The following is a 26,013-nucleotide window of genomic DNA, read 5'->3' on the forward strand; positions in this document are numbered from 1 at the left end:
ACAGAGTCACAGAGACACAGAGGAATTCAAAGCTTGTCTTCTCTGTGTCTCTGTGACTCTGTGGTTGACTTTCGGTATTCGTTTCATGCGTCGCGGGTGGGGCATGAACGCCATGGATAACTGAAATGAATCAAGGGCGTACCCGCTTGCTGGCGGGTACGCCCTTCGTCAATTCAGCGAGTCGCTAACTTAAAACCTGTACTGCGCCTTCAGGCCCAGGAAGCGGCCGCGCGGGTCGCCCTGGCTGCCATCAAAGGTGCCGGTGGAAGCATCCCAGGGCAGCTGGCTGGCCGCCAGGTTCTGCACGGTGGCGGTGGCCAGCAGGCGCGGGCTGATCTGCCAGTCCACATTCAGGTCCACGGTGTTGATGCTGCCCACCGACTCGGCATGGGCCGCCGTCGGGCGATAGGTCTGGCCGTAGCCGCCCACATGGTTCCAGCTCAGGGTCGTGCTCCAGCCGCCCAGGCTCCAGTTGGCGCTGCTGGTGCTGCGCCAGATCGGCAGGGAGCCGAACTCATTGCTACCCGCGCCATTGATGGGGGCCTCGCCCTCGGCTGGTGCGGCCTTGAACTGCAAAAGGCGGCTGATCTGGGCCCTGAGCTTGAGCTGGCCCAGCTCGCCCAGGCCAAAGCCGCGGCTGGCCTCGATGTCAAAGCCCGAGACCGTGCGCTCGCCCTGGTTCTTGAACTGGCGGGTGATGGAGACGATGCGGCCCTGCTCGTCGCGCGCGATGCGGCCGGGCAGATTCTGCTCGTTGTCAACGATGTATTTGGCGGTCTCGGTGTCTATCAAATCCTGTTGCCGGATATTGAAATAGTCGATGCCGAAACTGGTCTGCGCGTCCGGCGAAACGACGATGCCGAAGTTCAGATTTCGCGAGCGCTCGGGCTTGAGCGCGGGGTTGGCGGCAGTCAGATTGGTGACGCCACGCGCCACGGTGGGCGAGATGGGGTCGCGCGGGTCGACCACCGAACCGTAGCTAACGCCCGTGCTCTGCGTATTCTCGGGCAGCGAGGGCGCGCGGAAGCCTTGCGAGGCATTGCCGCGCAACACCAGCCAGGCGGCCGGCTGGTAGCGCAGGCTGGCCTTGGGCGAAAAAGCGGCGCCAAAGTCGCTGTAATGGTCGAGGCGGCCGGCCACGTTCAAGGTCAGCGTCTTGAGCAGGGGCGCGTTGAACTCGGCATAGCCGGCGCTGACGCGGCGCGAGCCCTGGATGATGTTGATGGCCGGGCGCAGCTCGGTGCCTGAGAGCACGGCCTCCGAAGTGCGTGAGTCCATGCGCTCATGCCGCAGCTGCAGGCCGGCGGCAAAGCCCAGCGGGCCGGCCGGCAGCTTGGTCAGCTCGGCGGATGCGTTAGCGTCCAGCGCATACAGCTCGGTCTCGGCCGGGCGCAGCGTGGACAGGCGCAAGGCCTGGCGCTGGGCCTCGCTATTCTTGCTCTGCTCGGCGAAGTTGTAGCTGCCGGCCTTGAGCGCGCGCTCGAACTCGTAGCGGTTGACGAAGTTCTGCGCCGTCTCGCGCATGCGGCTGCCGGATTGCAGGACCGAGGCCTCCCAGTCCCAGGCGCCCGTCGTGCCGCGCGCACCGGCCAGCAGGCGCTGGAATTGCACCGAGTCCTGCTTCATGCGCGGGCCCAGATCGAACAAGGTGGCGGTCAGCACATTGGAGCCGCTGGCCGGGTAGTTGGGGTGATCCTTGGGCAGGGCGACCGAGATGCTGTCCAGCGACTGGGTCTTGTCATTCCAGGCGCGCAGGCTGCTGGAGACCGTCAGCGGGGCCGCGAAGATCAGCTCCGCCCGCGACTTGCCCAGCAGAACCTCGGCATAGGCATCGATGTTGTCGTTGATGCGGTAAGTGCCGCGGGCCGAGGCGTGGTAGCGCTCCACACCGGGGATCAAGGTCTTGTACTGCGCCGGGTTATAGGCCAGCACGGTGCCGGTCTTGCCGGGCGAGATGTCAGCGTAGTTGACGAGTTTGAGCGGGCCTTGCTCGCCGCCCAGCTTGTTCGTGGGGTCGCTGCCCAGATAGTTGCTGGCCACCCAGGCCAGGCTGCCGCCGCCCTGATTGCGGAAGTCGTTATCGCGCAGCCATGCCACCTGGCTCTGGTCCAGACGGTCGCGCTTGACGGCGTCAAAGCTCAGGCTGAGGTTGTAGCGATCGGCCGTCAGATCGCCGAAGCCGTGGCGCAGCTCCAGGCTGCGCTCGCGCTGGCCCGTGCCCTCGGTCGAACTGCCCAAACCCACGCGGATCTCGCTGCCCTGGAAGTCCTCGTACAAAAGAATGTTGACCACGCCGGCGATGGCGTCCGAGCCGTACAAGGCCGAGGCCCCGTCCTTGAGGATCTCGATGCGGCGCACGCCGGCCAGGGGCAGGCTGTTCAGGTCGGAGAAGACCTCTTGCATGTTTTGCGCCGTGGCATAGGGCGCGACGCGGCGGCCGTTGACCAGCACCAAGGTGTTCTGCTGGCCCAGGCCGCGCAGCGACATGCCCGCCGTGCCGGCCGAGAAGCTGCCGGTGAACTGCTCGTTAAAGCTATTGCCGCTATTGGCCGTGAGGGAGCGCAGCAACTCGGGCAAGGTGGTCTTGCCGCTGGCGGCGATGTCCTTGGCCGTCAGTGTCTGCACGGGGTTAGCTCCCTCGCGCTGGGTGCTGAGGATGTTGGAGCCGGTGACGGTGACGCGCTCCAGGCGGTCGCCCTTGTCGGCGGCTTGGGCTTGGGCGCTCAGCAGATGAGCGGGCAGGAAGGCGGCGGCCAATGCAGCGGCCAGTACTGAGGGTTTCAGCAACATGATTTTTTGGGAAGCGAAAAGGAAAAGTCCGGGTCGGGACCGAAGCTGCCCCGGTAAGGGCTCAAGACCAGGCGGCGCGCGCCGTCAACACATTCGTGGCGAAGTGTCGGAAGAGAAGGCGGACAGATTCGATGGGGCGGCTGTGGCCCGGATCGACGGGAAGGCGGGGATCATTGCGAGGTTTGTTTCTACTGCACGCTCTTGTTGGCGCCTTCGCAATTTAGGTGTTAACCCGAGATTTTCTAAACAATGCTTTCTTGTTTGCTTATTCGCTTCTTGCGCACAAGCGATTGAAGCGTCAAGCGAGGCCTCAAGCCTCGGGGCTGGGGGCCGAGCCCGGCAGGGCCGACTCCTTGTCGCTGGAGACGATCAGGGCCAGCAGCACGGCCGTACCCACAGGCATAAAGATCACCAGCAGGGGCAGCCACAGCCAGAGCGAGCGGCCGCTGCGCTTGACCAGAATGCCCATAAAGGCCCAATGCGCCGCCAGGCTGGCCGCCAGCCCGAGGGCCAGCAGCGCCACGCGCGAAGCCGCCGGGTCGGCACTGTCGGCCGCCGAGATCAAAAACCACAGGCAGCTGGCAGCGGCCAGCAAGGCCACCAGGGCCGATTCCACGGTCGATTTCAAACTTGCATTCATTCCCAAAGCTCCCGCTTTTGAATCGCCTATCAGCTCACGATCATTTTTTTGAGCGGCGCCGGCAAGGCGTATTCGGCCAGGCGCTCGCGTGCCACCCATTCTCCACCGAACCAGGCATCAGCGGGCCGCTGCTTGAGCTCGGCCCGCTGGGTATGCAGGGTCCAGTCGAAGTGGGTCAGCGCATGCTGGATGCGCGGCATGGTTTCCAGCGGTGCGCCCAGACACCGGGCCGCCGTCTGCAAGGCTGCCTCGTCCTCGAACAAGGGCAGGCTCCACAGCCCCGCCCACACCCCCTTGGCCGGGCGCTGCTGCAGCAAGACCTGGCCCTCGTGTTCCAGCCACAACCACCAGTTTTCACGCTGGCTGCGCTTGAGCTTTTTGGTCTTGACCGGGAAGCGCGTGGGCTCGCCCTGGGCGCGCGCCAGGCACAGCTCGCTGACCGGGCACAACAGGCATTGCGGCGCGCGCGGCGAGCAGATGCTGGCGCCCAGATCCATCTGGCCCTGGGTGTAGGCAATCATGTCCTCGGCCGCAGGCAGCAGCTCAGTGGCCAGCTGCCAGAGCTTTTTCTCCTGCGCGCTGCTGGCCAGATCGCCGTCAAAAGCCAGCAAGCGGGTCAGCACGCGCTTGACGTTACCGTCCAGTATCGCCACCCGTTCGGCAAAGCAGAAGGCGGCGATGGCCGCCGCGGTGGAGCGGCCTATGCCGGGCAGCTCCTGCAGGGCCGCGGCCGTGCGTGGGAACTCTCCGCCATGCCGTTCGCGCACCGTCTGCGCGCAGGCGTGCAGATTGCGCGCCCGGCTGTAATAGCCCAGGCCGGCCCACATGGCCAGCACCTCGTCCAGCGTGGCCGCGCCCAGATCGCTGACGGTGGGGAAGCGCTCCAGAAAGCGCTGGTAGTAACCCAGCACCGTCGTCACCTGGGTCTGCTGCAGCATGATTTCCGACAGCCAGACACGATAAGGGTCGCGCGTGTTCTGCCAGGGCAGGCTGTTGCGCCCATGGCTGCGCTGCCAGGCCACCAGCAAGGTGGCGAATGCATTCATCTCTTTTATCTCTTTTGGCATTGGGGACAGAAAAACGTCGATCGCTGACCCTGGACGATGCGGCGTATGGGTGTGCCGCAATCAAAACAGGGCAGGCCTTCGCGGCCATAGACCCGAGCCTGCATCTGGAAGCTGCCGGCCACGCCATGGGCGTCCTTGAAGTCGCGCAAGGTCGTGCCGCCCGCCTCCACGGCCTGGGCCAGCACGCCGCGCACCGCCAGTGCCAGGCGTTCGGCCCGCGGCCGGCTGAGCTTGGCGGCGGCCAGCCTTGGGTTGATGCCGGCGATGAAGAGGGCCTCGCAGGCGTAGATATTGCCGGCGCCCACCACGATGTCGCCGGCCAGCAGAGCCAGCTTGATCGCCACCCGGCGGCCGCTCAGGCCCGCGTGCAGATGCTCGCCGTTGAAGCGCGCATCAAAAGGTTCCATGCCCAGCCCGGCCAGCAGTTTGGCGGCGGGGCCGGCGTCCAGGGCCTCGGACCAGACCACGGCACCAAAGCGGCGCGGGTCGGTCAGGCGCAGCAGACCTCTATCGGTCTGCAAATCAAAATGGTCATGCGGGCCGGGCGGCGAGCCGCGCAGATCGGCCTGCGGCGTGAAGGCCAGCGAGCCCGACATGCCCAGATGCAGCAGCAGGCCACCGCGCTCCACCGGGGCGGAGACCGGCAGCCACAAATATTTACCTCGGCGCAGCACCGCGCCGATGCGCCCGCCCTGCAAGGCCTCGGCCGCCTGCCCCAGGGGCCAGCGCAAGGGTTTGCCCAGGCGCAGCTGGGCCACCTCGGCACCGGCAATGGCGTCCGCAAAGCTGCGGCGGGTGACTTCGACTTCGGGGAGCTCGGGCATGGGGGCGATCATATCGGGGCAGAATGGGCGAGCATTTCACGCAGGAGCTTTCATGCCCGAGTCTTTCCGCCGCGGCGGACCCCGTATCAAGCGCAGTCTTCTGGCCTCCCTGCTGTGCGCAGGCCTGCTCGCCGCTCCTGCCCTCGCCGCATTCGCCGCAAGCAAGGCCGAGGCCGAGACGGCCAAGCCGCTCAACTCGGATCTGGATGCCCCGCTGTTCTACCAATTGCTGGTGGGCGAGCTGGAGCTGCGCGCCGGCCAGCCCGGCGTGGCCTATCAAGTGCTGCTGGACGCGGCTCGCCGCAGCAGCGATGAGGAGCTGTTCACCCGCGTCGTCAGCATCGCCCTGCAGGCCCGTGCCGGCGACCAGGCCTTGCTGGCCGCCAAGGCCTGGCGCGAGACCCTGCCCAAGTCCACCGCCGCCCAGCAGATGACCGTCCAGCTGCTGGCCTTGCTGAACCGCCCGGCCGAGGTGGCCGAGCCGCTGCGTGCCCTGCTGGCCCTGACGCCCGAGGCTCAGCGCCCTGGCGTGCTGGTCTCCCTGCCGCGCCTGTTCCAGCGCGCGGCCGAGCCGAAGAAGGTCTTGGCCACGCTGGACCCGGTGCTGGAAGCGGCCGCCGCCCAGCCGCTGACCCGCCTGGCCGCCCGCGTGACGCAGGCCCGCTTCGCCATCCAGGCGGGCGACAGCGCCCGCGCCCTGGCGATCGCCAAGGACATCGCCCAGCAATACCCCGAGTCCGATGAACCTATGCAGCTGGCCCTGGAGCTGATGCCCAGCCAGACCGCGGCCGAGGCGCTGATCAAGACCCGGCTCGCCGCCACGCCCGCCAACCACGCCCTGCGCCTGGCCTATGGTCAAGCCCTGGCAAGAGCCCAGCGCGCCGGCGACGCGGCCAGGGAGTTCCGCAGCATCACCGAAGCCGCGCCCAGCATCTCCACCGCCTGGTTCGCCCTGGGCGCGCTGGAACTGGACCTGCGCCATGCGCGCGAGGCCGAAAGCGCCTTGAATCAATACCTGCAGCTCTTGGACCAGGCCGCCGCGACCCCAGGCAGCGCCGAGGCGAGCGTGCCCGCCCAGGCCCAGGCCGATAGCGAGGCGCGCCAGCAAGCCTGGCTGATGCTGGCCCAGGCGGCCGAGATGCGCGGCGACTTCCAGGCCGCCGAGGCCTGGTTGCTCAAGGTGGACGGCGCCGAGCGCGTCACCGAGGCGCAGTTCCGCCGCGCCTCCCTGCTGGCCCGCCAGGGCCGGCTGAGCGAGGCCCGCAAGGTCGTGCAAGCCATGGCCGAGGACACGCCGGAGAAGCTGCGCGGCAAGCTGCTGGCCGAGTCACAGCTGCTGCGCGATATGCGTGAATGGCAGCTGGCCTACGAGCTGCTGGCCAAGGCCAACGAGCGCCTGCCCGATGACGCCGACATGCTTTACGAGCAGTCCATGATGGCCGAGAAGCTGAGCCGCTTCGACGAGATGGAGGCCTTGCTGCGCAAGGTCATCAAGATCAAGCCCGACCATCACCACGCCTACAACGCCCTGGGCTATTCCCTGGCCGAGCGCAATATCCGCCTGGACGAGGCCCGCAACCTGATCGCCAAGGCCTTGAGCTTTGTGCCCAATGAGCCCTTCATCCTGGACAGCATGGGCTGGGTCGAGTTCCGCCTGGGCAACAAGGCCGAGGCCGTGCGCCTGCTGCGCCAGAGCTATGCCTCGCGGCCGGACGCCGAGATCGCCGCCCATCTGGGCGAAGCCTTGTGGGCCAGCGGCGAGCAGGCAGAAGCCCGCCGCATCTGGCAGGAAGGCATGCAGCGCGACGCCAAGAACGAGGCCTTGCAGGAAACCATCAAGCGCCTGAAGGTTGGCCTGTGAGCCATGTTTTGCTCGCCGTTCTTTTCAGCGCCGGCCTGCTGGGCCTGAGCGCCTGCAGCAGCCTGGAAAAGCGCCCGCCACCGCTTTTGCAAGTGGCCGAGGGCGATGTGCATCTGAATGGCCGCCTGAGCATCCAGGTCAACAACACGCCCAACGGCCGGCCCACCGGTGGCAATGTGGGTTTTGACCTGAATGGCCGGCCGTCCGCCGGGCAGTTGGAGCTCAGCACCCCTCTGGGCAGCTTGTTGGCCAGGGCGACTTGGGGCGGCGGCGAGGTGCACCTGAAGACGCCCGAGATCGATCGCAGCTTCGAGGACCTCGATGCTCTAACTCGTGAACTGCTGGGCGAGGCGATTCCCGTTGCCGCCTTGTTTGACTGGCTGCAAGGCCGCCCCTGGCCGCAGATGGACAGCCGCGCGCTGGAAGGCAAGAACGCGCAAGGCTTTGAGCAACTGGGTTGGCGCATCGACACCTCGCGCTTCGACGCCCAGGCCGGCCAAGGCCTGATCATCGCCACCCGTGGCCCCTATCTGGCCGACCCGGCCGTGGTGCTGCGCGCCCGCATCGAGCCCTGAACACCTCTCTCTCTTTTCCCCTGTCTTCGCCATGCAAGCCATTTACGACGTCCCGGCGCCTGCCAAGCTCAATCTCTTTCTGCATGTGGTGGGCAAGCGGCCGGACGGCTATCACCTGCTGCAGTCCATCTTCGCCCTGATCGACTGGGCCGACACCTTGCATTTTGAAAAGCGTGCTGACGGCCAGCTTGCACGGCATGACCAAGGCGACGCCCTGCCCGCCGATGATTTGTGCCTGCGCGCGGCCCGCGCCCTGCAGGCGCAAAGCGGCTGCGGCCTGGGCGCCGACATCCATATCGAGAAACGCCTGCCCGCCGGCGCCGGCATGGGCGGCGGATCCTCGGATGCGGCCTCCACCCTGCTTGCCTTGAATCGTTTATGGGGGCTGAACTGGCCGCTGGAAAAACTTTTTTCGCTAGGCCTGAGCCTGGGTGCGGACGTGCCGTTTTTTCTGGGCGGAAGGCACGCGTTCGTAGAAGGCATCGGGGAAATCCTCCATCCCATCGATCTGCCGCCCATGAGTTTTGCGGTCCTCAAACCCGGCCAAAGCATCTCGACACAGCAAATTTTTTCCAGCCCCCTCTTGGCAAGGTCAAAATCTGTGGCTATAGTAGCGGGCTTTCCTGCACACAACGAGTTGCAGCGCAAAAATGGAGAGTTAGCTGAAGAGCGGCTCGAGATTGATGCCAAACCCGTTGTGCTGAACGAGGAAGGGATAGCGAGTTTTCTGCATGGCTACGGTCGTAACGATCTGCAAAAGCCGGCCGAAGCAAGCTGCCCCCAAGTCGTTCAGGCGCTGCGAATTCTTGAAGCCGAGTTTGGCAATAGCCGGATGACGGGATCGGGAAGCGCGGTATTCGCCAGACTGGCGTCTGGCGATGCGCAAGAGCAGGGAGACGGCAAATTAACTTCGGTTAAAAAGTTTTGGCAAGAGGATTTACCCTCTGATTTTCATGCTAGAATCTGCCGCTGCTTAGATCAGCACCCACTTCACGGTTGGGCCTAAGCAAAAAATCGACGCAAGTTGGTTTTTAAGAAAGCAACGCAAGTTGCTTGCGCTGGAAAGTTATAGGGTGCTGCAGCTCTGCAGTGTCCTGTGTAGGGGAGTCGCCAAGTTGGTTAAGGCATCGGATTTTGATTCCGACATGCGAAGGTTCGAATCCTTCTTCCCCTGCCAAATTTCTTTCGGAAGTCAAAGTTTTTCGCGCTTTATTCCACGGCCCGCTAATCTAACCGTTAGGGGCCTTTGTTTTTTCACCCGGACACGCGGCTGACCACGGGTCCTTTTCCGTAAAGGATGGCTCGTGCTGCTCAATACCGTCCTCTTCACCGGTAACGCAAACCCGGTGCTCTCCCAAGAAATCGCCACGCATCTGGGCCTCGAGCTCGGCAAGGCCGTGGTCGGTCGTTTCTCCGACGGTGAAGTCACCGTCGAAATCCAGCAAAACGTCCGCGCCCGCGATGTTTTCGTGATCCAGCCCACCTGCGCGCCGACCAACGAAAACCTGATGGAGCTGCTGATCATGGTCGATGCCCTGAAGCGCGCCAGCGCTCGCCGCATCACCGCCGTGATCCCCTACTACGGCTATGCCCGCCAGGACCGCCGCCCCCGTTCGACCCGTGTGCCCATCTCGGCCAAGGTGGTGGCCAATCTGCTGGAGACCGTCGGCGTCGAACGCGTCCTGACCATGGACCTGCACGCCGACCAGATCCAGGGCTTCTTCGACATCCCGGTCGACAATATCTACGCCTCGCCGGTGCTGCTGTCGGACCTGAAGGCCCGCAACTATTCCAATCTGGTGGTGGTCAGCCCCGACGTCGGCGGCGTGGTGCGCGCACGCGCACTGGCCAAGCAACTGGGCTGCGATCTGGCCATCATCGACAAGCGCCGTCCGGCCGCCAATGTCTCCGAAGTGATGCACGTCATCGGCGAGATCGATGGCCGCAACTGCGTCATCATGGACGATATGATCGACACCGCCGGCACCCTGGTGAAGGCCGCCGAGGTTTTGAAGGATCGCGGCGCCAAGAGCGTGTTCGCTTATTGCACCCACCCCATCCTGTCGGGCCCGGCGATCGAGCGCATCTCCAAGTCCCATCTGGACGAAGTGGTGATCAGCAATACCATCCCGCTGAACGATGCGGCCAAGGCCTGCGGCAAGATCCGCCAGCTGTCGGTGGCCTTCCTGTTCGCCGAGACCATACGTCGCATCTCGGACGGTGAGTCGGTCACCTCCTTGTTCAGCGAGCAGAACAACAACTTCTAAGTTTTTTCAGCCTTGGCAGCAATGCCAGGGCTGAATGTCGTCTGCGGTCACTTTTTGAGACCGCTTTTAACGGAGCAGCCTGGTCGCGGGCGCTCCATCCTTGTTGGAGAACCATATGAAATTCGTCGCTTTTGAGCGCAATTTGCAGGGGACCGGAGCGAGCCGCCGCCTGCGCATTGCTGGCCGCGTGCCCGCCATCGTTTTCGGTGCTGGCGAGCCCGCCAATATCGAACTGGACCACAACGCCCTGTTCCACGCCCTGAAGAAGGAAGCCTTCCACAGCACCATCCTCGAGATGGAACTGAACGGCGCCGTCACGCAAGTGCTGCTGCGCGACTTCCAACTGCACCCCTACAAGCCGCAAGTCCTGCACGCCGACTTCCAGCGCGTGGACGGCACGACCAAGATCACCAAGAAGGTGCCCCTGCACTTCATCGGTGAAGAGACCTCGGTCGCCGTCAAGACCGACAGCTGCACCGTCAACCACGTGATCAACGAACTGCTGATCACCTGCCTGGCCCAGCAACTGCCCGAGTTCATCGAAGTCGACCTGAGCGGCCTGACCAAGGGTCACTCCGTGCACGTCAACGATCTGAAGCTGCCCGCCGGCGTCAAGGTCGTGACCCATGGCAAGCCCAACCCCGTGGTTGCCACGCCGGTTGAGCCCGTGGCCGAAGAAATCGTTGTGGCCGCTGCTGCGCCCGCCGACGACGGCAAGGGCAAGAAGAAGGGCAAGAAGTAATCCTTCTGCGGCCCCGCGCTCCGGCGCGCCCCATCAAGAATGGCCCTGGTTTCCAGGGCCATTTTTTTTGCTCCTGCGCAGCTGTTTTGGGCAAAAGCGTACGGAACGGCCAATGTGCGTTACGGCGCGGCCAAATGCGGCCGAACTCAGGTTATCCCTGTCCGGCGGGCTGATTTCGATTCCTATAGTGAATTCGAGATGGCCGATTCCCGGCGCTTCAAAGTCGCTCGGACAGGCCCGGCCAAGCCCAAAGACCGGAGAAGCCCGCACCATGAAAACCCGCGCAGCCGTGGCCTGGAAGGCCAAAGAGCCCCTGACGATAGAGACCGTGGACCTCGCAGGCCCCAGGGCCGGTGAGGTGCTGGTGGAGGTCAAGGCCACAGGCATCTGCCACACCGATCAGTACACGCTCTCGGGCGCCGACCCCGAGGGCTTGTTCCCAGCCATCCTGGGCCATGAGGGCGCGGGCGTGGTGCTGGAGTTGGGGGCCGGCGTCACGTCTCTGAAGGCGGGCGACCATGTGATCCCGCTCTACACGCCCGAGTGCCGGCAGTGCAAGTTCTGCCTCTCGCGCAAGACCAATCTGTGCCAGCAAATCCGCGCTACGCAGGGCCGCGGCCTGATGCCCGACGGCACATCGCGCTTCTCCCTCGATGGCAAACCCATCCTGCACTACATGGGCACCTCGACCTTTGCCAACCACATCGTCGTGCCCGAGATCGCGCTGGCCAAGATACGCAGCGACGCCCCCTTCGACAAGGTCTGCTACATAGGCTGCGGCGTCACCACCGGCGTGGGCGCCGTGCTGTTCTCGGCCAAGGTCGAGCCCGGCGCCAATGTGGTGGTGTTCGGCTTGGGTGGCATAGGCCTCAACGTGATCCAGGGCGCCCGCATGGTGGGGGCCGACAAGATCATAGGCATAGACCTCAACCCCGCCCGCGAGGCCATGGCGCGCCAGTTCGGCATGACCCACTTCATCAACCCCAAAGAGCATGCCAATGTGGTGGACAGCATCGTGCAGCTGACCGATGGCGGCGCCGACTACAGCTTCGAGTGCATAGGCAATGTGAACACCATGCGCCAGGCCCTGGAGTGCTGCCACAAGGGCTGGGGCCGCAGTCTCATCATCGGCGTGGCTGCAGCCGGCCAGGAGATCGCCACCCGCCCCTTCCAGCTGGTGACCGGGCGCAAATGGGAGGGCTCGGCCTTTGGCGGCGCACGCGGCCGCAGCGATGTGCCCAAGATCGTCGATTGGTATATGGAGGGCAAGCTCTCCATCGACCCCTTGATCACCCACACCCTCAAGCTCGAGGACATCAACAAGGGCTTCGAGCTGATGGAGCGCGGCGAATCCATACGCTCAGTAGTCGTGTTCTAGCCGCAGCGCCAGCAGGTGGCGCCCTCAACAACAGGAGATGTGAACCATGAAGCTTTACGATTTCGAGTTGTCCGGTAGCTGCTACAAGATCCGGCTGCTGCTCAACATCCTGGGCCAGCGCTATGAGGCCGTGACGGTGGACTTCGTCAACAAGGAACACAAGTCGGCCAAGTATCTGGCGCTCAATCCCTTTGGCGAGATCCCCATCTTCGAAGACGGCGCCCTGCGCCTGCGCGATGCCCAGGCCATCATGGTCTATCTGGCCCGCAAGTACGACAAAGGCAATTACTGGTATCCCGATGATGCGGAGTCCATGGGCCGCATCAATCAGTGGCTGTCCACCGGCGGCGGCGAGGTGATGAATGCGGCCGGTGCGCGCCTGGTCAAGATACTCAACTACCCGCTGGACCTGGAGAAGCTGCAGGCCGGCGCCAACCGGGTCTTCAAGATCATGGACGAGCAGCTGGCCGGCCGCCAGTTCCTGGAGCTTGGCCACCCGACCATAGGCGATATCGCCTGCTTCCCCTACACGGCCATGGCCGGCGAAGGCGGCATCTCGCTAACGCCATATCCAAACGTGCTGTCCTGGCTGGACCGCATGAAGCGCATCCCGGGCTTCATCCCCATGCCTGGCATAGCGGCGCCCTGAAGCCCTTGACGCGCGTCCCTCAGCTCGCGTCACGCGCCCCGCAGTCCCTCGCAGCGAGCATTCCTTCCACAACACTCAAACCGAGACAAGAGACAAAAGGAGTCATTCCATGCGGACCACCTTCACCCAGCGCGGCAAGCTCACGCTCGCGGCCATCGGCATGCTGCCCGGCCTGGCCTTGGCCAATGCCGACGTCGAGAAAAACATCGCCAATCCCAATAACTGGGCCATGCAGGCCGGCGATATGGCCAACCAGCGCTATAGCAAGCTCAAGCAGATCAACACCGCCAATGTCGGCAAGATGCAGGTCGCCTGGACCTTCTCCACCGGCGTGCTGCGCGGCCACGAGGGCTCGCCCCTGGTGATAGACGGCACCATGTATCTGCACTCGCCCTTCCCCAACAAGGTCTGGGCCGTGGATCTGGACAGCCAGAAAATCCTCTGGAAGTACGAGCCCCGCCAAGACCCGGCCGTGATCCCGCAGATGTGCTGCGACACCGTCAATCGCGGCCTGGCCTATGCCGAGGGCAAGATCTTTCTGCAACAGGCCGACAGCATGCTGGTGGCCCTGAACGCCAAGACCGGCAAGCCGGTCTGGAGCGTCAAGAACGGCGAGCCCAAGCTGGGCGCCGTCAACACCAATGCGCCCCATGTCTTCGGCAACAAGGTCATCACCGGCATCTCCGGCGGTGAATGGGGGGTGCGCGGCTTCCTGGTCGCCTACGACATCAATAGCGGCAAGCAGGTCTGGAAGGCCTATAGCACCGGGCCCGACGAGGAGATGCTGGTCGACCCCGACAAGACCATGACCTGGACCGATGGCGCGATGAAGCCCGTGGGCCCGGCCTCCTCGTTGAAGTCCTGGCAGGGCGATCAGTGGAAGACCGGCGGCGGCACGACCTGGGGCTGGTACAGCTATGACAAGGCGCTCAACCTCGTCTACTACGGCACCGGCAACCCCTCCACCTGGAACCCCGCCCAGCGCCCCGGCGACAACCGCTGGTCCATGAGCATCATGGCCCGCGACCTGGACAGCGGCATGATGAAGTGGGTCTACCAGATGACGCCTTATGACGAGTGGGACTACGACGGCGTCAACGAGATGATCCTGGCCGACATCAATGTCAAGGGCAAGCCCACCAAGGCCTTGGTGCACTTCGACCGCAACGGCTTCGGCTACACCCTGGACCGCGCCACCGGCGCCCTGCTGGTGGCCGAGAAATACGACCCCCAGGTCAACTGGGCCACGCACATCGATATGAAGAGCGGCAAGCCCGTGCGTGATCCCAAGTTCTCGACCGCCAAGAACGGCCCCGACGTCAACACCAAGGGCGTCTGCCCCGCCGCCCTGGGCAGCAAGGACCAGCAGCCCGCCTCCTTCGACCCGATGACCAAGCTCTTCTACGTGCCCACCAACCATGTGTGCATGGACTACGAGCCCTTCAAGGTCGACTATGTGGCCGGCCAACCCTATGTGGGCGCCACGCTGTCGATGTTCCCCTCGCCCGCCAGCCACGGCGGCATGGGCAACTACATCGCCTGGGACGCCGGCAGCGGCAAGATCGTGCAGAGCAAGGCCGAGAAGTTCTCGGTCTGGAGCGGCGCGCTCAATACCGCCGGAGGCCTGTCCTGCTTCGGCACGCTGGAGGGCTATCTGAAGTGCGTCGACGCCAAGGACATCAACAAGGAGCTGTTCAAGTTCAAGACCCCCTCCGGCATCATCGGCAACGTCTTCACCTACGAGCACAAGGGCAAGCAGTATGTGGGCGTGTACTCGGGCATTGGCGGCTGGGCCGGCATCGGCATGGCCGCGGGCCTGGAGAAAGACAGCGATGGCCTGGGTGCCGTCGGCGGCTACCGTGAACTGGGCCAGTACACCGAGCTGGGTGGCTCGCTGACCGTGTTCGCCCTGCCCAACTGAGACCGGCCGCGGGGGGCGACAGCCGCTGCCCCCGCGGCTCATCCAGAGAGACTGAAGCGCTATGAAGAAACTGATCTTTGGCCTGGGTCTGCTGATGCTGCTGAACCCCTTGCAGGCCGCCGATGGCGAGGCCGCACTCTACAAGGTGGAGGGCGGCACCAAGGTCGACAGCCAGACCATGAAGGGCTTCCGCACCTGGCGCGCCGCCGCCTGCGACCGCTGCCACGGTGCCAACCAGGAGGGCATGGTGGGCCCCTCGCTGATCGCTAGCCTCAAGGTCTTGAGCAAGGACGACTTCGTCAAGACCGTGCGCGACGGCCGGCTGGAAAAAGGCATGCTCAGCTTCAACACCAACCCCATGGTGATGGAGAACATGAACCAGCTCTATGCCTATCTGAAGGGCCGCTCCGACGGCGCCATCACCCAGGCCCGGGTCGAGGAAATCAAATGAAAACCTGGCTGGGCTGCATGCTAGCCCTGAGCCTGGCTTCGGCAGGCCAGGCCCAGCAGCCGCCCGCGCGCACGGCCCTGCGGGTCTGCCAGGATCCCAACAATATGCCCTTCTCCAACCAGGCGGCCGAGGGCATTGAAAACCGCATCGCCCAGCTCTTCGGCAAGGCGCTGGGCCTGCCCGTCAGCTACTACTCCTTCCCGCAGCGCATGGGCTTTGTGCGCAATACCTTGCGCTACAAGCTGCCCGACCAGGACTACCCCTGCGACATCATCATGGGCGTGCCCGTGGGCTTCGACCAGGTGGCGCAGACGCGGCCCTATTACCGCTCCACCTACACCCTGGTGCTGGCCCGCCGCAAGGGGCTGGAAGACGTGCAGAGCAGCGCCGACTTCCTGGCCCTGCCGGCGGCCCGGCGCGAGGCCTTGCGCATCGGCGTCTACGACCGCTCGCCCGGCTCCGAATGGTTGCTGGCCCATGGCCTGCTGGCCCAGGGCGTGCCCTACAACATGCTCAGCCCCAACCCCGAGCAATACCCGGGCGAGATCATCGAGAAAGACCTGGTCCAGGGCAAGCTGGATGCCGCCATCGTCTGGGGCCCGATAGGCGGCTATTTCAGCAAGCGCGCGGGCGAGGGCCAGCTGCGCAGCATCGCCCTGCCCTCCGAGCCCGGCGTGCGCTTCGACTACGCCATGGCCATGGGCGTGCGCTATGGCGAGCGCGAATGGAAGGCCCAGATCGACCAGCTGATCGTGGCCAAACAGGACGAGATACGCCGCATCCTGCAGGAATTCAATGTGCCCCTGCTGGACGAGGCCGGCACGAAAGCGGCCGAGCGATGAAGCGCCAGCTTGCCACCGCGAGCCTGCTGATGGCCGGCTACCTGGCCCAGGCCCAGCCCACTTATCTGCAGGACTACCCCACGCTGGAGCGGGTGCAGTTCGTCCAGACCTGCATGCGCGAACATCCCGGCCCCGAGTTCGAGATGCAGAGCAAATGCGCCTGCATGCTGGACAGCCTGGCCACGGAGCTGGCCTACGAGCGCTATGTCCAGCTCTCCACCGAGGCAAAGGCCATCAGCATAGGCGGCGAGCGCGGCGGCGTCTTGCGCGACAACGAGGCCGTCAAGGACGAGATCAAGCAATACCGCGCCCAGCAGGCCCGCGCCGAGAAGGCCTGCTTCCTGGCCCCGGCCAAACGCTGAACTTCGGCGCATCCTCATGAACCCGCAACGGCGCAACACCTGTCTGCAACTGGCCTGCCTGCTGGCCTGCCCGCGCCTGAGCCTCGCCCAGGCACCGCCCGACCCGAACCAAAGCCCGCGCTGGCTGCAGCTGCGCGCCAGCCTGTTCGCCGACCAGGAGCCGCAGCGCTCCGAGCTGGTGCTGCTGCGCGTGCCGGCGCGCGCCGTGGACGCGGGCGCCGTGCCGCTCGATCTGCAGGCACCGGCCCTGGCCCCAGGCACGGCCAGCCCCCTGGCCAAGCTCTATCTGGTGATTGACGAGAACCCCACGCCGCTGGCGGCCGTGTTCGAATTCGGCGGCCCGGCCCTGCCCGCGGTGCAGACCCAGGTGCGCATCGACGGCTACACCCATGTGCGCGGCGTGGCCGAGTATGCCGACGGCAGCCGGCTGATGAGCTTGCAATTCGTCAAGGCCGTGGGCGGCTGCTCGGCCCCGCCCCTGGGCGGCAGCGAGGCCGGCCGGCTGGGCGAGATGAGCTGGCAGCTGGCCCCGCCCCCACAGGCCGGCCAGCCCCAGCAGGCACGCTGGCAGATCCGCCACCCCAACCACAACGGCATGCAGATGGACCCGCTGACCCGCCTAACCCCGGCCGCCCACTTTCTGCGCCATGTGAAGCTGAGCTGGGGCGAGCAGCTGCTGTTCGCCGCCGACCTGGACTTCGCCATCAGCGAGCCTCCCGGCTTCGGCCTGCAACTCAGGCCCGGACCGGCACAGACGCTGCGGGCCGAGGCCGACGATTCCCAGGGCCGCGAATTCCGCGCCAGCTTCCCGCCATGAAGACCGCAATGCTCACGGCCCTGGCCCTGTTCGCCGCGCTGGCCCAGGCGGCCCAGCCCGACCACCCCATCGCCGACCTCAGCGCCTACCAGCCGCTGCAGATCCTGCCCGACAAGACCTCGCCCACGCACTGGGAATTCGATCTGGACCCGGCCCTGCAGCAGGCCAGGCGCGAGGGCAGGAACATCTACCTCGTGCTGTCCGCCTGGGACTGCCATTTCTGCGCCAGGTACGAGCATTTCCTGGCGCGCAATGCCAAGGCCCTGGCGCCGCCCTTCCGCCGCCACAAGCTGCTCTTCGTCTACCTGCCCAGCGCGCTCGAGGCGCAGGGCCAGCATGTCTATCTCAAGGCCGGCGGGCAAAGCCGGGTCTATGCCGACTTCCAGCGCGCCCTGGGGGACGAGCGCACAAAGCGCATGGTCTACCCGGTGATCTGGCTGCTGGACCCCGCGCTCAAAAACCTCAGCCAGCTGCCCTATGGCACGGGCACTTTCGAGACCGTGGAAGATCAGCTGGAGGTGATAGGCCCGGCCCTGGTCAAACCCTGAGGCCCCCACGGGTAAACCACCGGCGGCCCTTTGTGTACGCCGGGCGCAGAATTCGCAGGCCCCAGCCTGAACCGAGGACGGCCATGAAAAACGGCAGCAACGCCAGCCACAAACCCCAGGACGACGCAGCGCGGCCGCCGACCAGGCGGCGCGTCCACATCGTCGTCTACCCCGGCTTCAAGGGCCTGGAGGCCGTGGGCACGCTGAGCGTGTTCGACTACGCCAACCGCCACCTCTGGCAGCGCGGCCAGGCGGCCGCCTACGAGATCATCATCGCCTCCACCCATGCCGGGCCGGTGCAGAGCGAGACCCTGGTGCAGCTGCAAGCCACCCATGCCATCAGCACCGAGGACATCCCCGAGACCGCCATCATCGTCGGCTGCCGCCATATCGAGCAGGCCATGCACGACAACCCCGAGCTGATCGCCTGGGCGCGCGAGGTGGCGCCCCGCATCGACCGCCTGGTGGCCATGTGTACCGGCAGCTTCTTCCTGGCCGCCGCCGGCCTGCTGGACGGTAGCGTGGCCACCACGCACTGGAGCGCGGCCCAGCTGCTCAAGACCCGCTTCCCCAAGGTCGATGTGCAGGCCGACGCCATCTATCTGCGCAGCGGCAGCCATCTCTGGACCTCGGCCGGCGTCACCGCCGGCATCGACCTGGCCCTGGCCCTGGTGGAGGAGGACCATGGCCGCGAGCTGGCCCTGGACATCGCCCGCGACCTGGTCGTCTACCTCAAGCGCCCGGGCGGGCAAAGCCAGTTCAGCGTCCATCTGGAAGGCCAGCGCAGCAACCACCCCTGCGTGCGCGAGGTGCAGGACTGGTTGCTGGAGCATCTGGAACACCCCCTGTCCATGCCCGACCTGGCCAGCCGCGCCGCCATGAGCGAGCGCAACTTCCGCCGCGTCTTCCACAAGGAGACCGGCAGCAGCCCCATGCAATTCGTCGAGACCGCCCGGCTGGAGGCCGCCCGCCGCCTGCTGGAGGAGGGCCATCTGCCCCTCAAAAGCGTGGCCGGCCGGGTCGGCTTCGGCTCCGAGCAATCGCTGCGCAAGCTCTTCATCAAGCATATGGGCGTGGCCCCGCACGAGTACCGCGAGCGCTTTGCCAGCGCGCGGAGGGATCATCACTGAACCGGCAGCCAGACCCCTCAGCCCCGCAGCCACTGGCATAGCAAGGCATGCAGCTGCTCCACGGCCAAGGGCTTGCGCAAGACCAGATAGCCCTCCTGCTCCGCGGCCAGCAAGTCCTCGGAGTCCCACTCGGCGCTGACCATGGCGCCGCTGGCATCCGGGCACAGGCCCAGCAGCTTCTTCAACACCTGCACCCCGCTCTGCCCCGAGCGCAGACCTTGGTCGCACAAAATGGCCTGGGGCAGAAAGCCCGACTGCAAGGCCGCCAAGGCCTGCTCCTCGTCTTCGACGCAGCGCACCTCCAAGCCCCAGGCCTGCATCAAACTGGCCCAGGCCGAAGCGACCTGTCTATCGTCCTCCACCACCAGACAGGCACCACTCAGCGGGCCTCTCGGCAGTGCGGGAGGCGACTGCACAAGCGCGGCCAGGCCCAGGCTTGAGGCCGACTGCAAGCGCAGGAAAAAACGCGAACCCCGCCCCTCGACGGAGTCCAAGCCATAGCCGGCCCCCATCAGCTTGGCGCAACGCGCCACCACGGCCAAGCCCAGGCCATGGCCTCCGCCATCGACCGCGTGCGCATGCACATGGCGATAAAAGGGCGAGAAGATCCGCGAGCGCTCCGCTGCCGGTATGCCCAGGCCGCTATCCCAGACCTCCAGCCGCCAGTCCGGGCCACGCCTGCGGGCCGCCAGCAAAATGCCGCCGCGCCGGGTATAGCGCATGGCGTTGTGCAGCAGATTGACCAGGGACTGGCGCAAGAGCACTGGGTCGGCAAAAACAACAGCGTCCGCTGCTGCCGCCCGCACCCGCAGGGACAGGCCGAGGCTTTGGGCTTCGGCGCTGAACAGCGTGGCCACCTCCTGCAGCAGGGGCTTGAGGGCCAATAACTGAGGATTGACGCTGACATGCCCGTTCTCGATCCGGGACAAATCCAGCAAGGCGCCGAACATCAGGCCCAGGGACTGGGCCGCCTGGCGCAGATCGGCCAGGGCCGGGCGCAGCGCCGCATCCTGGTTGCGATGGGCGATGGACTCGATCAAGAAACTCATGGCATGCACCGGCTGGCGCAAATCATGGCTGGCCGTGCGCATGAACAGGTTCTTGCTCTGCAAGGCCTGCTCGGCCTCCTCCTTGGCCGCTTGATATTGCTGCGCCAGCCGGGCCGCCTGCTCCTCCAGCTTGATCTGCTGGTGGAAGAAGTTCTGCGTGATCAAGGCATGTCGGTAAAGGACCAGCAGGAATAGCAAAGAAACCGGCAGGACGAAAGGCCAGGGCGAGTGCGACAGCAGCTCGCTGACCCGGGCCAGGCTGGGTTCGGCGATCAAGGGCGGCCAGTCCAGGCGGGTCAGGGGATAGACCACCGTCGCAATCCCCCAGCCCAGGCCCAGGAAGCGCAGCAAGATGCCCACCGTGGGCAACTGGCTGCGCGCGTTGGCGACGATCAGCAGCGCCAGTCCGATTTGGGGCAGCAGGACGAAGTCGTATTCGCTGCGGCCCGAGGCAAGAAAGAGCGTCAGGCCCAGCGCCGCCAGGCCCAGGGCATTGGCCTGGCCCAGGCGCCGGACCCGGGACTGCCAGCGCAGCAAAAGCTCCTCGGACGAATCCGCCTGCAGATCACGCAAAAATCGCCGCCGCATCAGCAAGGCCAATAGCGATGCCAGGACGTAGCAGGCGGTCCATATCCTCAATCCCCGCTGATTGCGCCCAAAGCCCTGGAACCACAGGGCCAGGACCAGCCCGAAAAACGGCAGGGTGCAGATGCTGAAAACCAGGCGCTGCAACATCAAGTCCAGCAAGCGGGCCCGGCCCGCGGGGCTCAGATCCTCCTGCGCCAGCGCCGGCGGGAACACATTCCGCCAGGCCTGAGAAAGGCGCTCCTTCAGCTTCTTCATCTGGGCTCGATGCGCCGGCCCTTGAGCAGATTGATGGCCTCGATCCGGTTGCTGACACCCAGCTTGGCCAGGATCTTGCCCATATGCTCTTTCACCGTCGCCTCGCTCAGCGCCAGCATGAGGGCGATGCGCTTATTGGGCAGGCCGCGCAAGGTCAGGCTCAAGACCTCGGCCTGCCTCTCGGTCAGACCCAGATCGGCCGCATGCAAAGGCAGCTCACGCCGGGCCAGGGGCAAGCGCGCGGCCACCGCAGGTGCGAAGCAAGTTCCCCCCGCCAGCAAGGACTCCACCACCCGCGCAAACCGCTCGGGCGAGGCTTGCTTGAGCAAAAAACCATGGGCACCGGCCGCCTGCACCTTGCCTTGAATGGCGGGGTCCTCATCGCCGCTCAAAACCAGCAGCCGGGTCTGCGGGGCTTGCCCGCTCAGCCGGGCCACGAGTTCCAGCGCGCTGCCGTCAGCCAGCCAGAAATCCAGGACCACCAGGCTTGCCGCCACCCCCATCTCCTGCAAGCAGCGCTGACAGCCGGCCCCGTCGGCCGCCAGATGGACCTGGGCAAAGCCGCAATGGCTTTGTAAAAACTGTGCCAGGCCGCGTGCGACCAAGGGGTGGTCATCGACCACCAGGGCATGGCCCGAGCGCACTGCCGGATCGCTTCGCTGCGCCGGCGGGAAGAAACAAGGCTCAGCATTCATTCCGTGCATTCCTGTATTGGCCCGCATTTCCGGCCCCAGCGCCACCCTACTTCGGGAGGGTTCACGAGCGGGGCCTGGCCTGGGCAAACTCGGTCGCAAGCTCAACAAGCCGAATCCCTTCACAACTGTAGTCAAAAAAGAAAGCACACCATGGCCTCCCCCTGCACCCGCCGCGTCCGCTCCCATACCTACGGCCTCATCCCTGTCTTGCTGACGCTAGCAGCCTGCTCCTCCACCATCAAGCAAGAAGGCCTGGAACAAAGAGCCGCCATGGCCACCGGCCACCCGGTGGGCAGCTTCACCATCACCGACAAGGTGGAAGCCGGCGGCGGCCGCATCGAGTTCAATGTCAAGGCCAGGGACGGCGCCAACTTCCAGTGCTATATGTACTCCGCCACCGCCTTCCAGAAAGCCATGTCCTTTGGTCAAACTCCGCACTCCGACGCCATCTGCACCCAGATGGGCAAGGGCAGCGGCGCCAGCCCGGCCGCCCCCAGCTGCAATGCCTTGCTCAAGGCCGCAGGCAAATGCTGAAGCCTTGAAGCGGGGGGACCGGCTGCGCTGGCCCGATAATCCCGCCCATGATTCGACTCTTTGTTGGCCTGGGCAACCCAGGCGCCGAATACGAGGACACCCGCCACAACGCCGGCTTCTGGTGGATTGATACCCTGGCCCGCAAGCTGGGTGCCAGCCTGCAGCTGGAGCGCAGCTACTACGGCCTGTGCGCGAGGGTGAACAATGCGCCGGGTGCGGCCGGGCCCATCTGGTTGCTGCAGCCCATGACCTATATGAATCTCTCGGGCAAATCGGTGGCCCCGCTGGCGCGCTTCTTCAAGATCGCACCCGAAGAAATCCTGGCCATCCACGACGAGCTGGACCTGCTGCCCGGCGAGATGAAGTTCAAGCAAGGCGGCGGCAACGGCGGCCACAACGGTCTCAAGGACATGCAGGCCCAGCTGGGCAGCGCCAATTTCTGGCGCCTGCGGCTGGGCATAGGCCACCCCGGCCATCGGGACGAAGTCTCAGGCTATGTGCTGCGCAAGCCGCCGCTGGCCGAGCGCCAGGCGCTGGAGGACTGCATCGCCAAGTCCATGGACGCGGTGGAGCTGATACTAGGCGGCCAGATGGACAAGGCCCTGGCCAAGATCCACGCCAAGCCGCCCCGGCCCAAGCCCCCCAAACCGGCGCCCGCACTTGCGCAGCCGGGGCCCGCCGCCGCAGAATCGGCCCAGCCAGCCCTCATCACGGACCCCGGCCCAAAACCATGAAACCCAGCCCCGCACCGGCGCTTGCAACGCTTACCCTGCTGCTGATCGCAGGGCCAGGCATGCAGGCACCGGCGCAGGGGCAGACCCAGACGCAAAGCAGCAGCCTCTACCGCTGCGGGCCCGAGGGCCGCGATCTGCGCGACTCGCCCTGCCCCAATGACAAGAGCAGCCCGCCGAGCCAGCTGCAGTACACACAACCCAGCGCCGCGCAAACCGCGGCCGCCCAGGCCCAGACGGCAAGGGACGCCAAGCTGGCCCAGCAAATGGCACAGGAGCGCCGCCAGCAAGAGGCACGCGATCTACAAGCCAACGGGCGGGCCGCCCATATCGATGGGCGCAAGGGCATGGCCCAGGGCGACGCGGACGCGCCCCAGCCCAAGTCCACGATCGGCCAGCCCAGCAAGCAGCGTAAAGCGCCCACGGCGGCCAAGAAGCACAAGAGCCCGCCCAAGCACAAGGCGGCCGGCGCAAACGGCGGCGGCAGCGGCGGCGGCTAGAATCCACAGCTGTTGGTGCTCGTGCAGGCATTCATGCCTGCGCAGTTAAACGGGAATCAGGAAGGCGCGCTGCCACGCATGCAAGCCCAACCTGAGCTGTCCCCGCAACGGTAAGTGAACGAGGCAGTGCTGCCTCAAGCCCAGGACCCCGTCCACTGGCAGCCCGCGCAAAACGGGTGTTGGGAAGGACTCTGCGGTGTGGTTCACCAGCCCGGATACCGGCCAACAAGGTGATGCCCCCTCGCGGTCCTCAGGCGAGTCGGCATTGATATCGGTGCGCACAGCGGGTGAGCTGGGTGCCTGAGTCCTCCCTTCTCAACTCTCCATCGTCATGAATCCAAACGCCCTGCGCCCGCCCGTCCTGGCCGCGCTCTCCCTGCTCGCTGCCCTGTCCGCCCAGGCGCAAAACAATGCGCCCGCCAGGCTGGACGCGGTGACCGTCACCGCCACCCGCAGCGCCAGCCCACTCAAGGCTGCCCTGGCCGATGTGACCGTGCTGGAGCGCGCCGACATCGAGCGCCTGGGCTATGGCGGCCTGCCCGATCTGCTGCGCACCCAGGCCGGCTTCGAGATCACCCGCAACGGCAACCCCGGCAGCACCACCTCGGTCTTTCTGCGCGGCGCCAGCAGCCAGCACACCGTCCTGCTGATCGACGGCGTGCGCATGGACAAGCAAAGCGGCTCCGGCGGCGCCAGCTGGGAGAACCTGCCCCTGGCCCAGATCGAGCGCATCGAAGTGCTGCGCGGCGCGGCCAGCGCCCTCTACGGCTCGGACGCCGTGGCCGGCGTGGTGCAGGTCTTCACCCGCAAGGCCCAGCCCGGCATGCAGCTGGATGTGGGCGCCGGCCTGGGCAGCCTGGGCCGCTTCAAGGCCGACACCAGCTTGCGCGGCAGCGCCGCCGGTTTCGACTACAGCCTGGGCCTGGCCACCGAGGTCGCCGAGGGCTTCAACGCCCGCCCCTTGAGCGCCCCCGTGCCCGGCTACGAGCCCGACCGCGACGGCTGGCGCAGCCAGAGCGCCAATGCCCGCCTGGGCTGGCAGCCCACAGCAAGCCAGCGCCTCGAAGTGCAGGCCCTGAGCAGCCGGACCGACAGCCAGTACGACGCCTCGGCCCGCCCCAAGCCCGGCGTCGATGACCGCAATCTGAACGAGAACAAGCTGCTGCGTGCCCTCTGGCGCGCCGACTGGACGGCCGACTGGCAGACCGAGATCAGCGCCAGCCAGTCGCGCGACCGCTACGAAACCCGGCCCTCGGCCTATCTGACCGAGACCCAGCTGCGCTCCCTGAGCCTGCAAAGCAATCTCAAGGTCGGCCCCGGCAAGCTGGTCGCCATCCTGGAGCGGCGCGAGGACGAATTGCTCAACAGCGGCCTGCGCGCCAGCAGCGCGGGCCAGGCCCAGCGCCAGCAAGACGGCCTGGCCCTGGGCTATCTGCTGAGTCTGGGTGCGCTGGACGCCCAGCTCAATCTGCGCCACGACCGCGACAGCAAGTTCGGTGGCATCGACACCGGCACCGTGGCGGCCGGCTACCGCTTCAGCCCGCAATGGCGGGTCTGGGCCTCGGCCGGCAATGCCTTCCGTGCGCCCACGCTGTACCAGAGCTTCAGCGAGTACGGCCCCAAGGACGGCGGCAAGGCCTTGGACCCCGAGCGCAGCCGCAATCTTGAGACCGGGCTGAGCTTCAACAGCGGCGCCCACGAGCTGGGCCTGAGCGTCTATCGCAACGAGGTGCGTGACCTGATCGACTGGAGCGGCGCCTTCCTCGGCAACTGCCCACCCCAGGCCGTGCCCCAGCCCTGGGACGGCTGCTACGGCAACCTCAGCAGCGTGCGTCTCTCCGGCGCCAGCCTGAAGGGCGCCACCGAGCTGCTAGGCCTCAAGCTGAGCGGCTCGCTGGACTTCCAAGACAGCAAGGACCTGAGCACCGGCAAGCAGCTGGACCGCCGCGCCAAGCGGATCGGCCGCCTGCGCGCCGACAAGAGCCTGGGCGCCTGGAGCCTGGGCGCGCAAGCCCTGGCCAGCAGCGAGCGCAGCGACCGCTACGGTCCCAAGCCCGTGCTGCCCGGCTACGCCGTGCTGGACCTGGATGTGGGCTACGCGCTCAGCAAGAGCACCCGCCTGCAAGTCAATCTGGACAATGCGCTGAACCGCGAGTACCAGACCGCCGGCGGCTACGCCCAGGCCCCGCGCAGCATCTTCTTCAGCCTGCGCTACAACACAGGCAACTGAGGTGACAGTCCAGCACCAACTCATCGTCGGCGGCCAGCGCAGCGGCAAGTCGCGCCACGCCGAACAGCTGGCCGGCGACTGGCTGGCCGCTGCAGCCGGCCGCAGCGTGTTGGTGCTGGCCACGGCGCAAGCCTTTGACACCGAGATGCGCGCGCGCATCCAGCGCCACCAGGCCGACAGACCGGCCGGCTTCGCCACACTGGAAGAGCCGCTGCATCTCGCGGCGGCGCTGTGTGCTAACGCTGATCCTCAGCGCCTCATCCTGGTGGACTGCCTGACCCTGTGGCTGACCAACTGGTTGATGCCCATGGACGAGCGCCCCGATCTGCCCGCCTGGGAGGCCGAGCTGCAAGCCCTGCTGGCCGCCCTGCCCACGCTGCCCGGCCGCATCGTCTTCGTCTCCAACGAGGTGGGCTGGGGCGTCTCGCCCATGAGCCGCGAGGCGCGCTTTTATGTGGACGAGCTGGGCCGGCTGAACCAGGCGGTGGCGGCTCGCTGTCAAGACCTGACCCTGATGGTGGCCGGCCAGGCCTGGACGCGGCCGGTACACCAGCCAAGCTAAATCCC

General features: G+C 65.9%; 25 protein-coding genes, 1 tRNA gene and 1 riboswitch. Of the genes, 20 read left to right on the top strand and 6 right to left on the bottom strand.

From position 1 onward, the window contains the following. Positions 1 to 189 precede the first annotated feature (189 nt). From HNP55_RS21365 to mutM, 4 genes are all read right to left on the bottom strand, one after another. The gene (locus HNP55_RS21365) at positions 190 to 2,790 is read right to left on the bottom strand and encodes a TonB-dependent receptor plug domain-containing protein (RefSeq protein WP_184304004.1); all 2,601 of its coding nucleotides are present in this window, start codon (positions 2,788 to 2,790) and stop codon (positions 190 to 192) included. Positions 2,791 to 3,100: 310 nt separating this feature from the next. Next, complete coding sequence (locus HNP55_RS21370; RefSeq protein ID WP_184304006.1) at positions 3,101 to 3,430, bottom strand: hypothetical protein; 330 nt, start codon at positions 3,428 to 3,430, stop codon at positions 3,101 to 3,103. 29 nt (positions 3,431 to 3,459) lie between these two features. After that, positions 3,460 to 4,476 (bottom strand): A/G-specific adenine glycosylase, encoded by a 1,017-nt coding sequence (gene mutY / locus HNP55_RS21375; protein ID WP_184304008.1) that lies wholly within the window; start codon positions 4,474 to 4,476, stop codon positions 3,460 to 3,462. 5 nt (positions 4,477 to 4,481) lie between these two features. Further along, the gene (mutM, locus tag HNP55_RS21380; protein ID WP_184304010.1) at positions 4,482 to 5,321 is read right to left on the bottom strand and encodes a bifunctional DNA-formamidopyrimidine glycosylase/DNA-(apurinic or apyrimidinic site) lyase; all 840 of its coding nucleotides are present in this window, start codon (positions 5,319 to 5,321) and stop codon (positions 4,482 to 4,484) included. Positions 5,322 to 5,373: 52 nt separating this feature from the next. On the opposite strand from mutM, the gene HNP55_RS21385 reads away from it, so the two are divergent. The 15 genes from HNP55_RS21385 (at position 5,374) to HNP55_RS21455 (ending at position 18,864) form a co-directional block, all read left to right on the top strand. Next, positions 5,374 to 7,182, top strand: coding sequence for a tetratricopeptide repeat protein (locus tag HNP55_RS21385; protein WP_184304012.1), 1,809 nt, complete (start codon positions 5,374 to 5,376; stop codon positions 7,180 to 7,182). Beyond that, a complete protein-coding gene (locus tag HNP55_RS21390) occupies positions 7,179 to 7,757 on the top strand; it encodes a lipoprotein insertase outer membrane protein LolB (protein ID WP_184304014.1) in 579 nt (192 codons plus the stop codon). Before HNP55_RS21385 ends, HNP55_RS21390 begins: the two co-directional genes overlap by 4 nt. Before the next feature lie 31 nt (positions 7,758 to 7,788). Continuing rightward, positions 7,789 to 8,763, top strand: a complete 975-nt coding sequence (ispE, locus tag HNP55_RS21395; RefSeq protein WP_184304016.1) for a 4-(cytidine 5'-diphospho)-2-C-methyl-D-erythritol kinase — start codon at positions 7,789 to 7,791, stop codon at positions 8,761 to 8,763. A gap of 94 nt (positions 8,764 to 8,857) precedes the next feature. After that, positions 8,858 to 8,934 (top strand) — tRNA-Gln (locus HNP55_RS21400). 127 nt (positions 8,935 to 9,061) lie between these two features. Further along, the gene (locus tag HNP55_RS21405; protein ID WP_124448124.1) at positions 9,062 to 10,024 is read left to right on the top strand and encodes a ribose-phosphate pyrophosphokinase; all 963 of its coding nucleotides are present in this window, start codon (positions 9,062 to 9,064) and stop codon (positions 10,022 to 10,024) included. Positions 10,025 to 10,139: 115 nt separating this feature from the next. Then, positions 10,140 to 10,766, top strand: a complete 627-nt coding sequence (locus HNP55_RS21410; RefSeq protein ID WP_184304018.1) for a 50S ribosomal protein L25/general stress protein Ctc — start codon at positions 10,140 to 10,142, stop codon at positions 10,764 to 10,766. A 271-nt stretch (positions 10,767 to 11,037) separates the two neighbouring features. Further along, the gene (locus tag HNP55_RS21415) at positions 11,038 to 12,144 is read left to right on the top strand and encodes an S-(hydroxymethyl)glutathione dehydrogenase/class III alcohol dehydrogenase (RefSeq protein ID WP_184304020.1); all 1,107 of its coding nucleotides are present in this window, start codon (positions 11,038 to 11,040) and stop codon (positions 12,142 to 12,144) included. 46 nt (positions 12,145 to 12,190) lie between these two features. Further along, positions 12,191 to 12,793 (top strand): glutathione S-transferase family protein, encoded by a 603-nt coding sequence (locus HNP55_RS21420; protein ID WP_184304021.1) that lies wholly within the window; start codon positions 12,191 to 12,193, stop codon positions 12,791 to 12,793. A gap of 160 nt (positions 12,794 to 12,953) precedes the next feature. Beyond that, a complete protein-coding gene (locus HNP55_RS21425; RefSeq protein ID WP_246448582.1) occupies positions 12,954 to 14,714 on the top strand; it encodes a methanol/ethanol family PQQ-dependent dehydrogenase in 1,761 nt (586 codons plus the stop codon). Between the two features lie 94 nt (positions 14,715 to 14,808). Beyond that, on the top strand, positions 14,809 to 15,165 hold the full coding sequence (locus HNP55_RS21430; protein ID WP_246448584.1) for a c-type cytochrome: 357 nt from the start codon (positions 14,809 to 14,811) through the stop codon (positions 15,163 to 15,165). Next, complete coding sequence (locus HNP55_RS21435) at positions 15,162 to 16,007, top strand: quinoprotein dehydrogenase-associated putative ABC transporter substrate-binding protein (RefSeq protein ID WP_184304027.1); 846 nt, start codon at positions 15,162 to 15,164, stop codon at positions 16,005 to 16,007. The genes HNP55_RS21430 and HNP55_RS21435 overlap by 4 nt, the downstream gene beginning before the upstream one ends. Next, positions 16,004 to 16,369, top strand: a complete 366-nt coding sequence (locus HNP55_RS21440) for a hypothetical protein (protein ID WP_246448574.1) — start codon at positions 16,004 to 16,006, stop codon at positions 16,367 to 16,369. Before HNP55_RS21435 ends, HNP55_RS21440 begins: the two co-directional genes overlap by 4 nt. A 16-nt stretch (positions 16,370 to 16,385) precedes the next feature. After that, positions 16,386 to 17,186, top strand: coding sequence for a quinoprotein dehydrogenase-associated SoxYZ-like carrier (locus HNP55_RS21445; protein ID WP_184304029.1), 801 nt, complete (start codon positions 16,386 to 16,388; stop codon positions 17,184 to 17,186). Further along, entirely contained in the window at positions 17,183 to 17,734 is a 552-nt protein-coding gene (locus HNP55_RS21450) for a thioredoxin family protein (RefSeq protein ID WP_184304031.1), read from the top strand. Before HNP55_RS21445 ends, HNP55_RS21450 begins: the two co-directional genes overlap by 4 nt. Before the next feature lie 83 nt (positions 17,735 to 17,817). Then, a complete protein-coding gene (locus HNP55_RS21455; RefSeq protein WP_184304033.1) occupies positions 17,818 to 18,864 on the top strand; it encodes a GlxA family transcriptional regulator in 1,047 nt (348 codons plus the stop codon). Between the two features lie 17 nt (positions 18,865 to 18,881). Here the strand turns inward: HNP55_RS21455 and HNP55_RS21460 are convergent, their stop codons facing one another. Both HNP55_RS21460 and HNP55_RS21465 read right to left on the bottom strand, forming a co-directional pair. Further along, positions 18,882 to 20,756, bottom strand: a complete 1,875-nt coding sequence (locus tag HNP55_RS21460; protein WP_184304035.1) for a hybrid sensor histidine kinase/response regulator — start codon at positions 20,754 to 20,756, stop codon at positions 18,882 to 18,884. Then, entirely contained in the window at positions 20,753 to 21,451 is a 699-nt protein-coding gene (locus HNP55_RS21465) for a response regulator transcription factor (protein WP_184304037.1), read from the bottom strand. The genes HNP55_RS21460 and HNP55_RS21465 overlap by 4 nt, the downstream gene beginning before the upstream one ends. A gap of 150 nt (positions 21,452 to 21,601) precedes the next feature. Here HNP55_RS21465 and HNP55_RS21470 point away from each other — a divergent pair, with 150 nt between their 5' ends. From HNP55_RS21470 to cobU, 5 genes are all read left to right on the top strand, one after another. Beyond that, positions 21,602 to 21,985, top strand: a complete 384-nt coding sequence (locus HNP55_RS21470; RefSeq protein ID WP_184304039.1) for a hypothetical protein — start codon at positions 21,602 to 21,604, stop codon at positions 21,983 to 21,985. Between the two features lie 47 nt (positions 21,986 to 22,032). After that, positions 22,033 to 22,719 (top strand): aminoacyl-tRNA hydrolase, encoded by a 687-nt coding sequence (gene pth / locus HNP55_RS21475; RefSeq protein WP_184304041.1) that lies wholly within the window; start codon positions 22,033 to 22,035, stop codon positions 22,717 to 22,719. Next, entirely contained in the window at positions 22,716 to 23,216 is a 501-nt protein-coding gene (locus HNP55_RS21480; RefSeq protein ID WP_184304043.1) for a hypothetical protein, read from the top strand. Before pth ends, HNP55_RS21480 begins: the two co-directional genes overlap by 4 nt. After that, positions 23,213 to 23,458: riboswitch (cobalamin riboswitch) on the top strand. (Overlaps the previous gene by 4 nt.) An 89-nt stretch (positions 23,459 to 23,547) precedes the next feature. Beyond that, positions 23,548 to 25,446, top strand: coding sequence for a TonB-dependent receptor domain-containing protein (locus HNP55_RS21485; protein ID WP_184304045.1), 1,899 nt, complete (start codon positions 23,548 to 23,550; stop codon positions 25,444 to 25,446). A 1-nt stretch (position 25,447) separates the two neighbouring features. Next, positions 25,448 to 26,008 (top strand): bifunctional adenosylcobinamide kinase/adenosylcobinamide-phosphate guanylyltransferase, encoded by a 561-nt coding sequence (cobU, locus tag HNP55_RS21490; RefSeq protein ID WP_184304046.1) that lies wholly within the window; start codon positions 25,448 to 25,450, stop codon positions 26,006 to 26,008. Positions 26,009 to 26,013 lie beyond the last annotated feature (5 nt).

Source organism: Roseateles oligotrophus (genome assembly GCF_014204525.1).
GTDB classification, from domain to species: Bacteria; Pseudomonadota; Gammaproteobacteria; order Burkholderiales; family Burkholderiaceae_C; genus Paucibacter_A; species Paucibacter_A oligotrophus_A.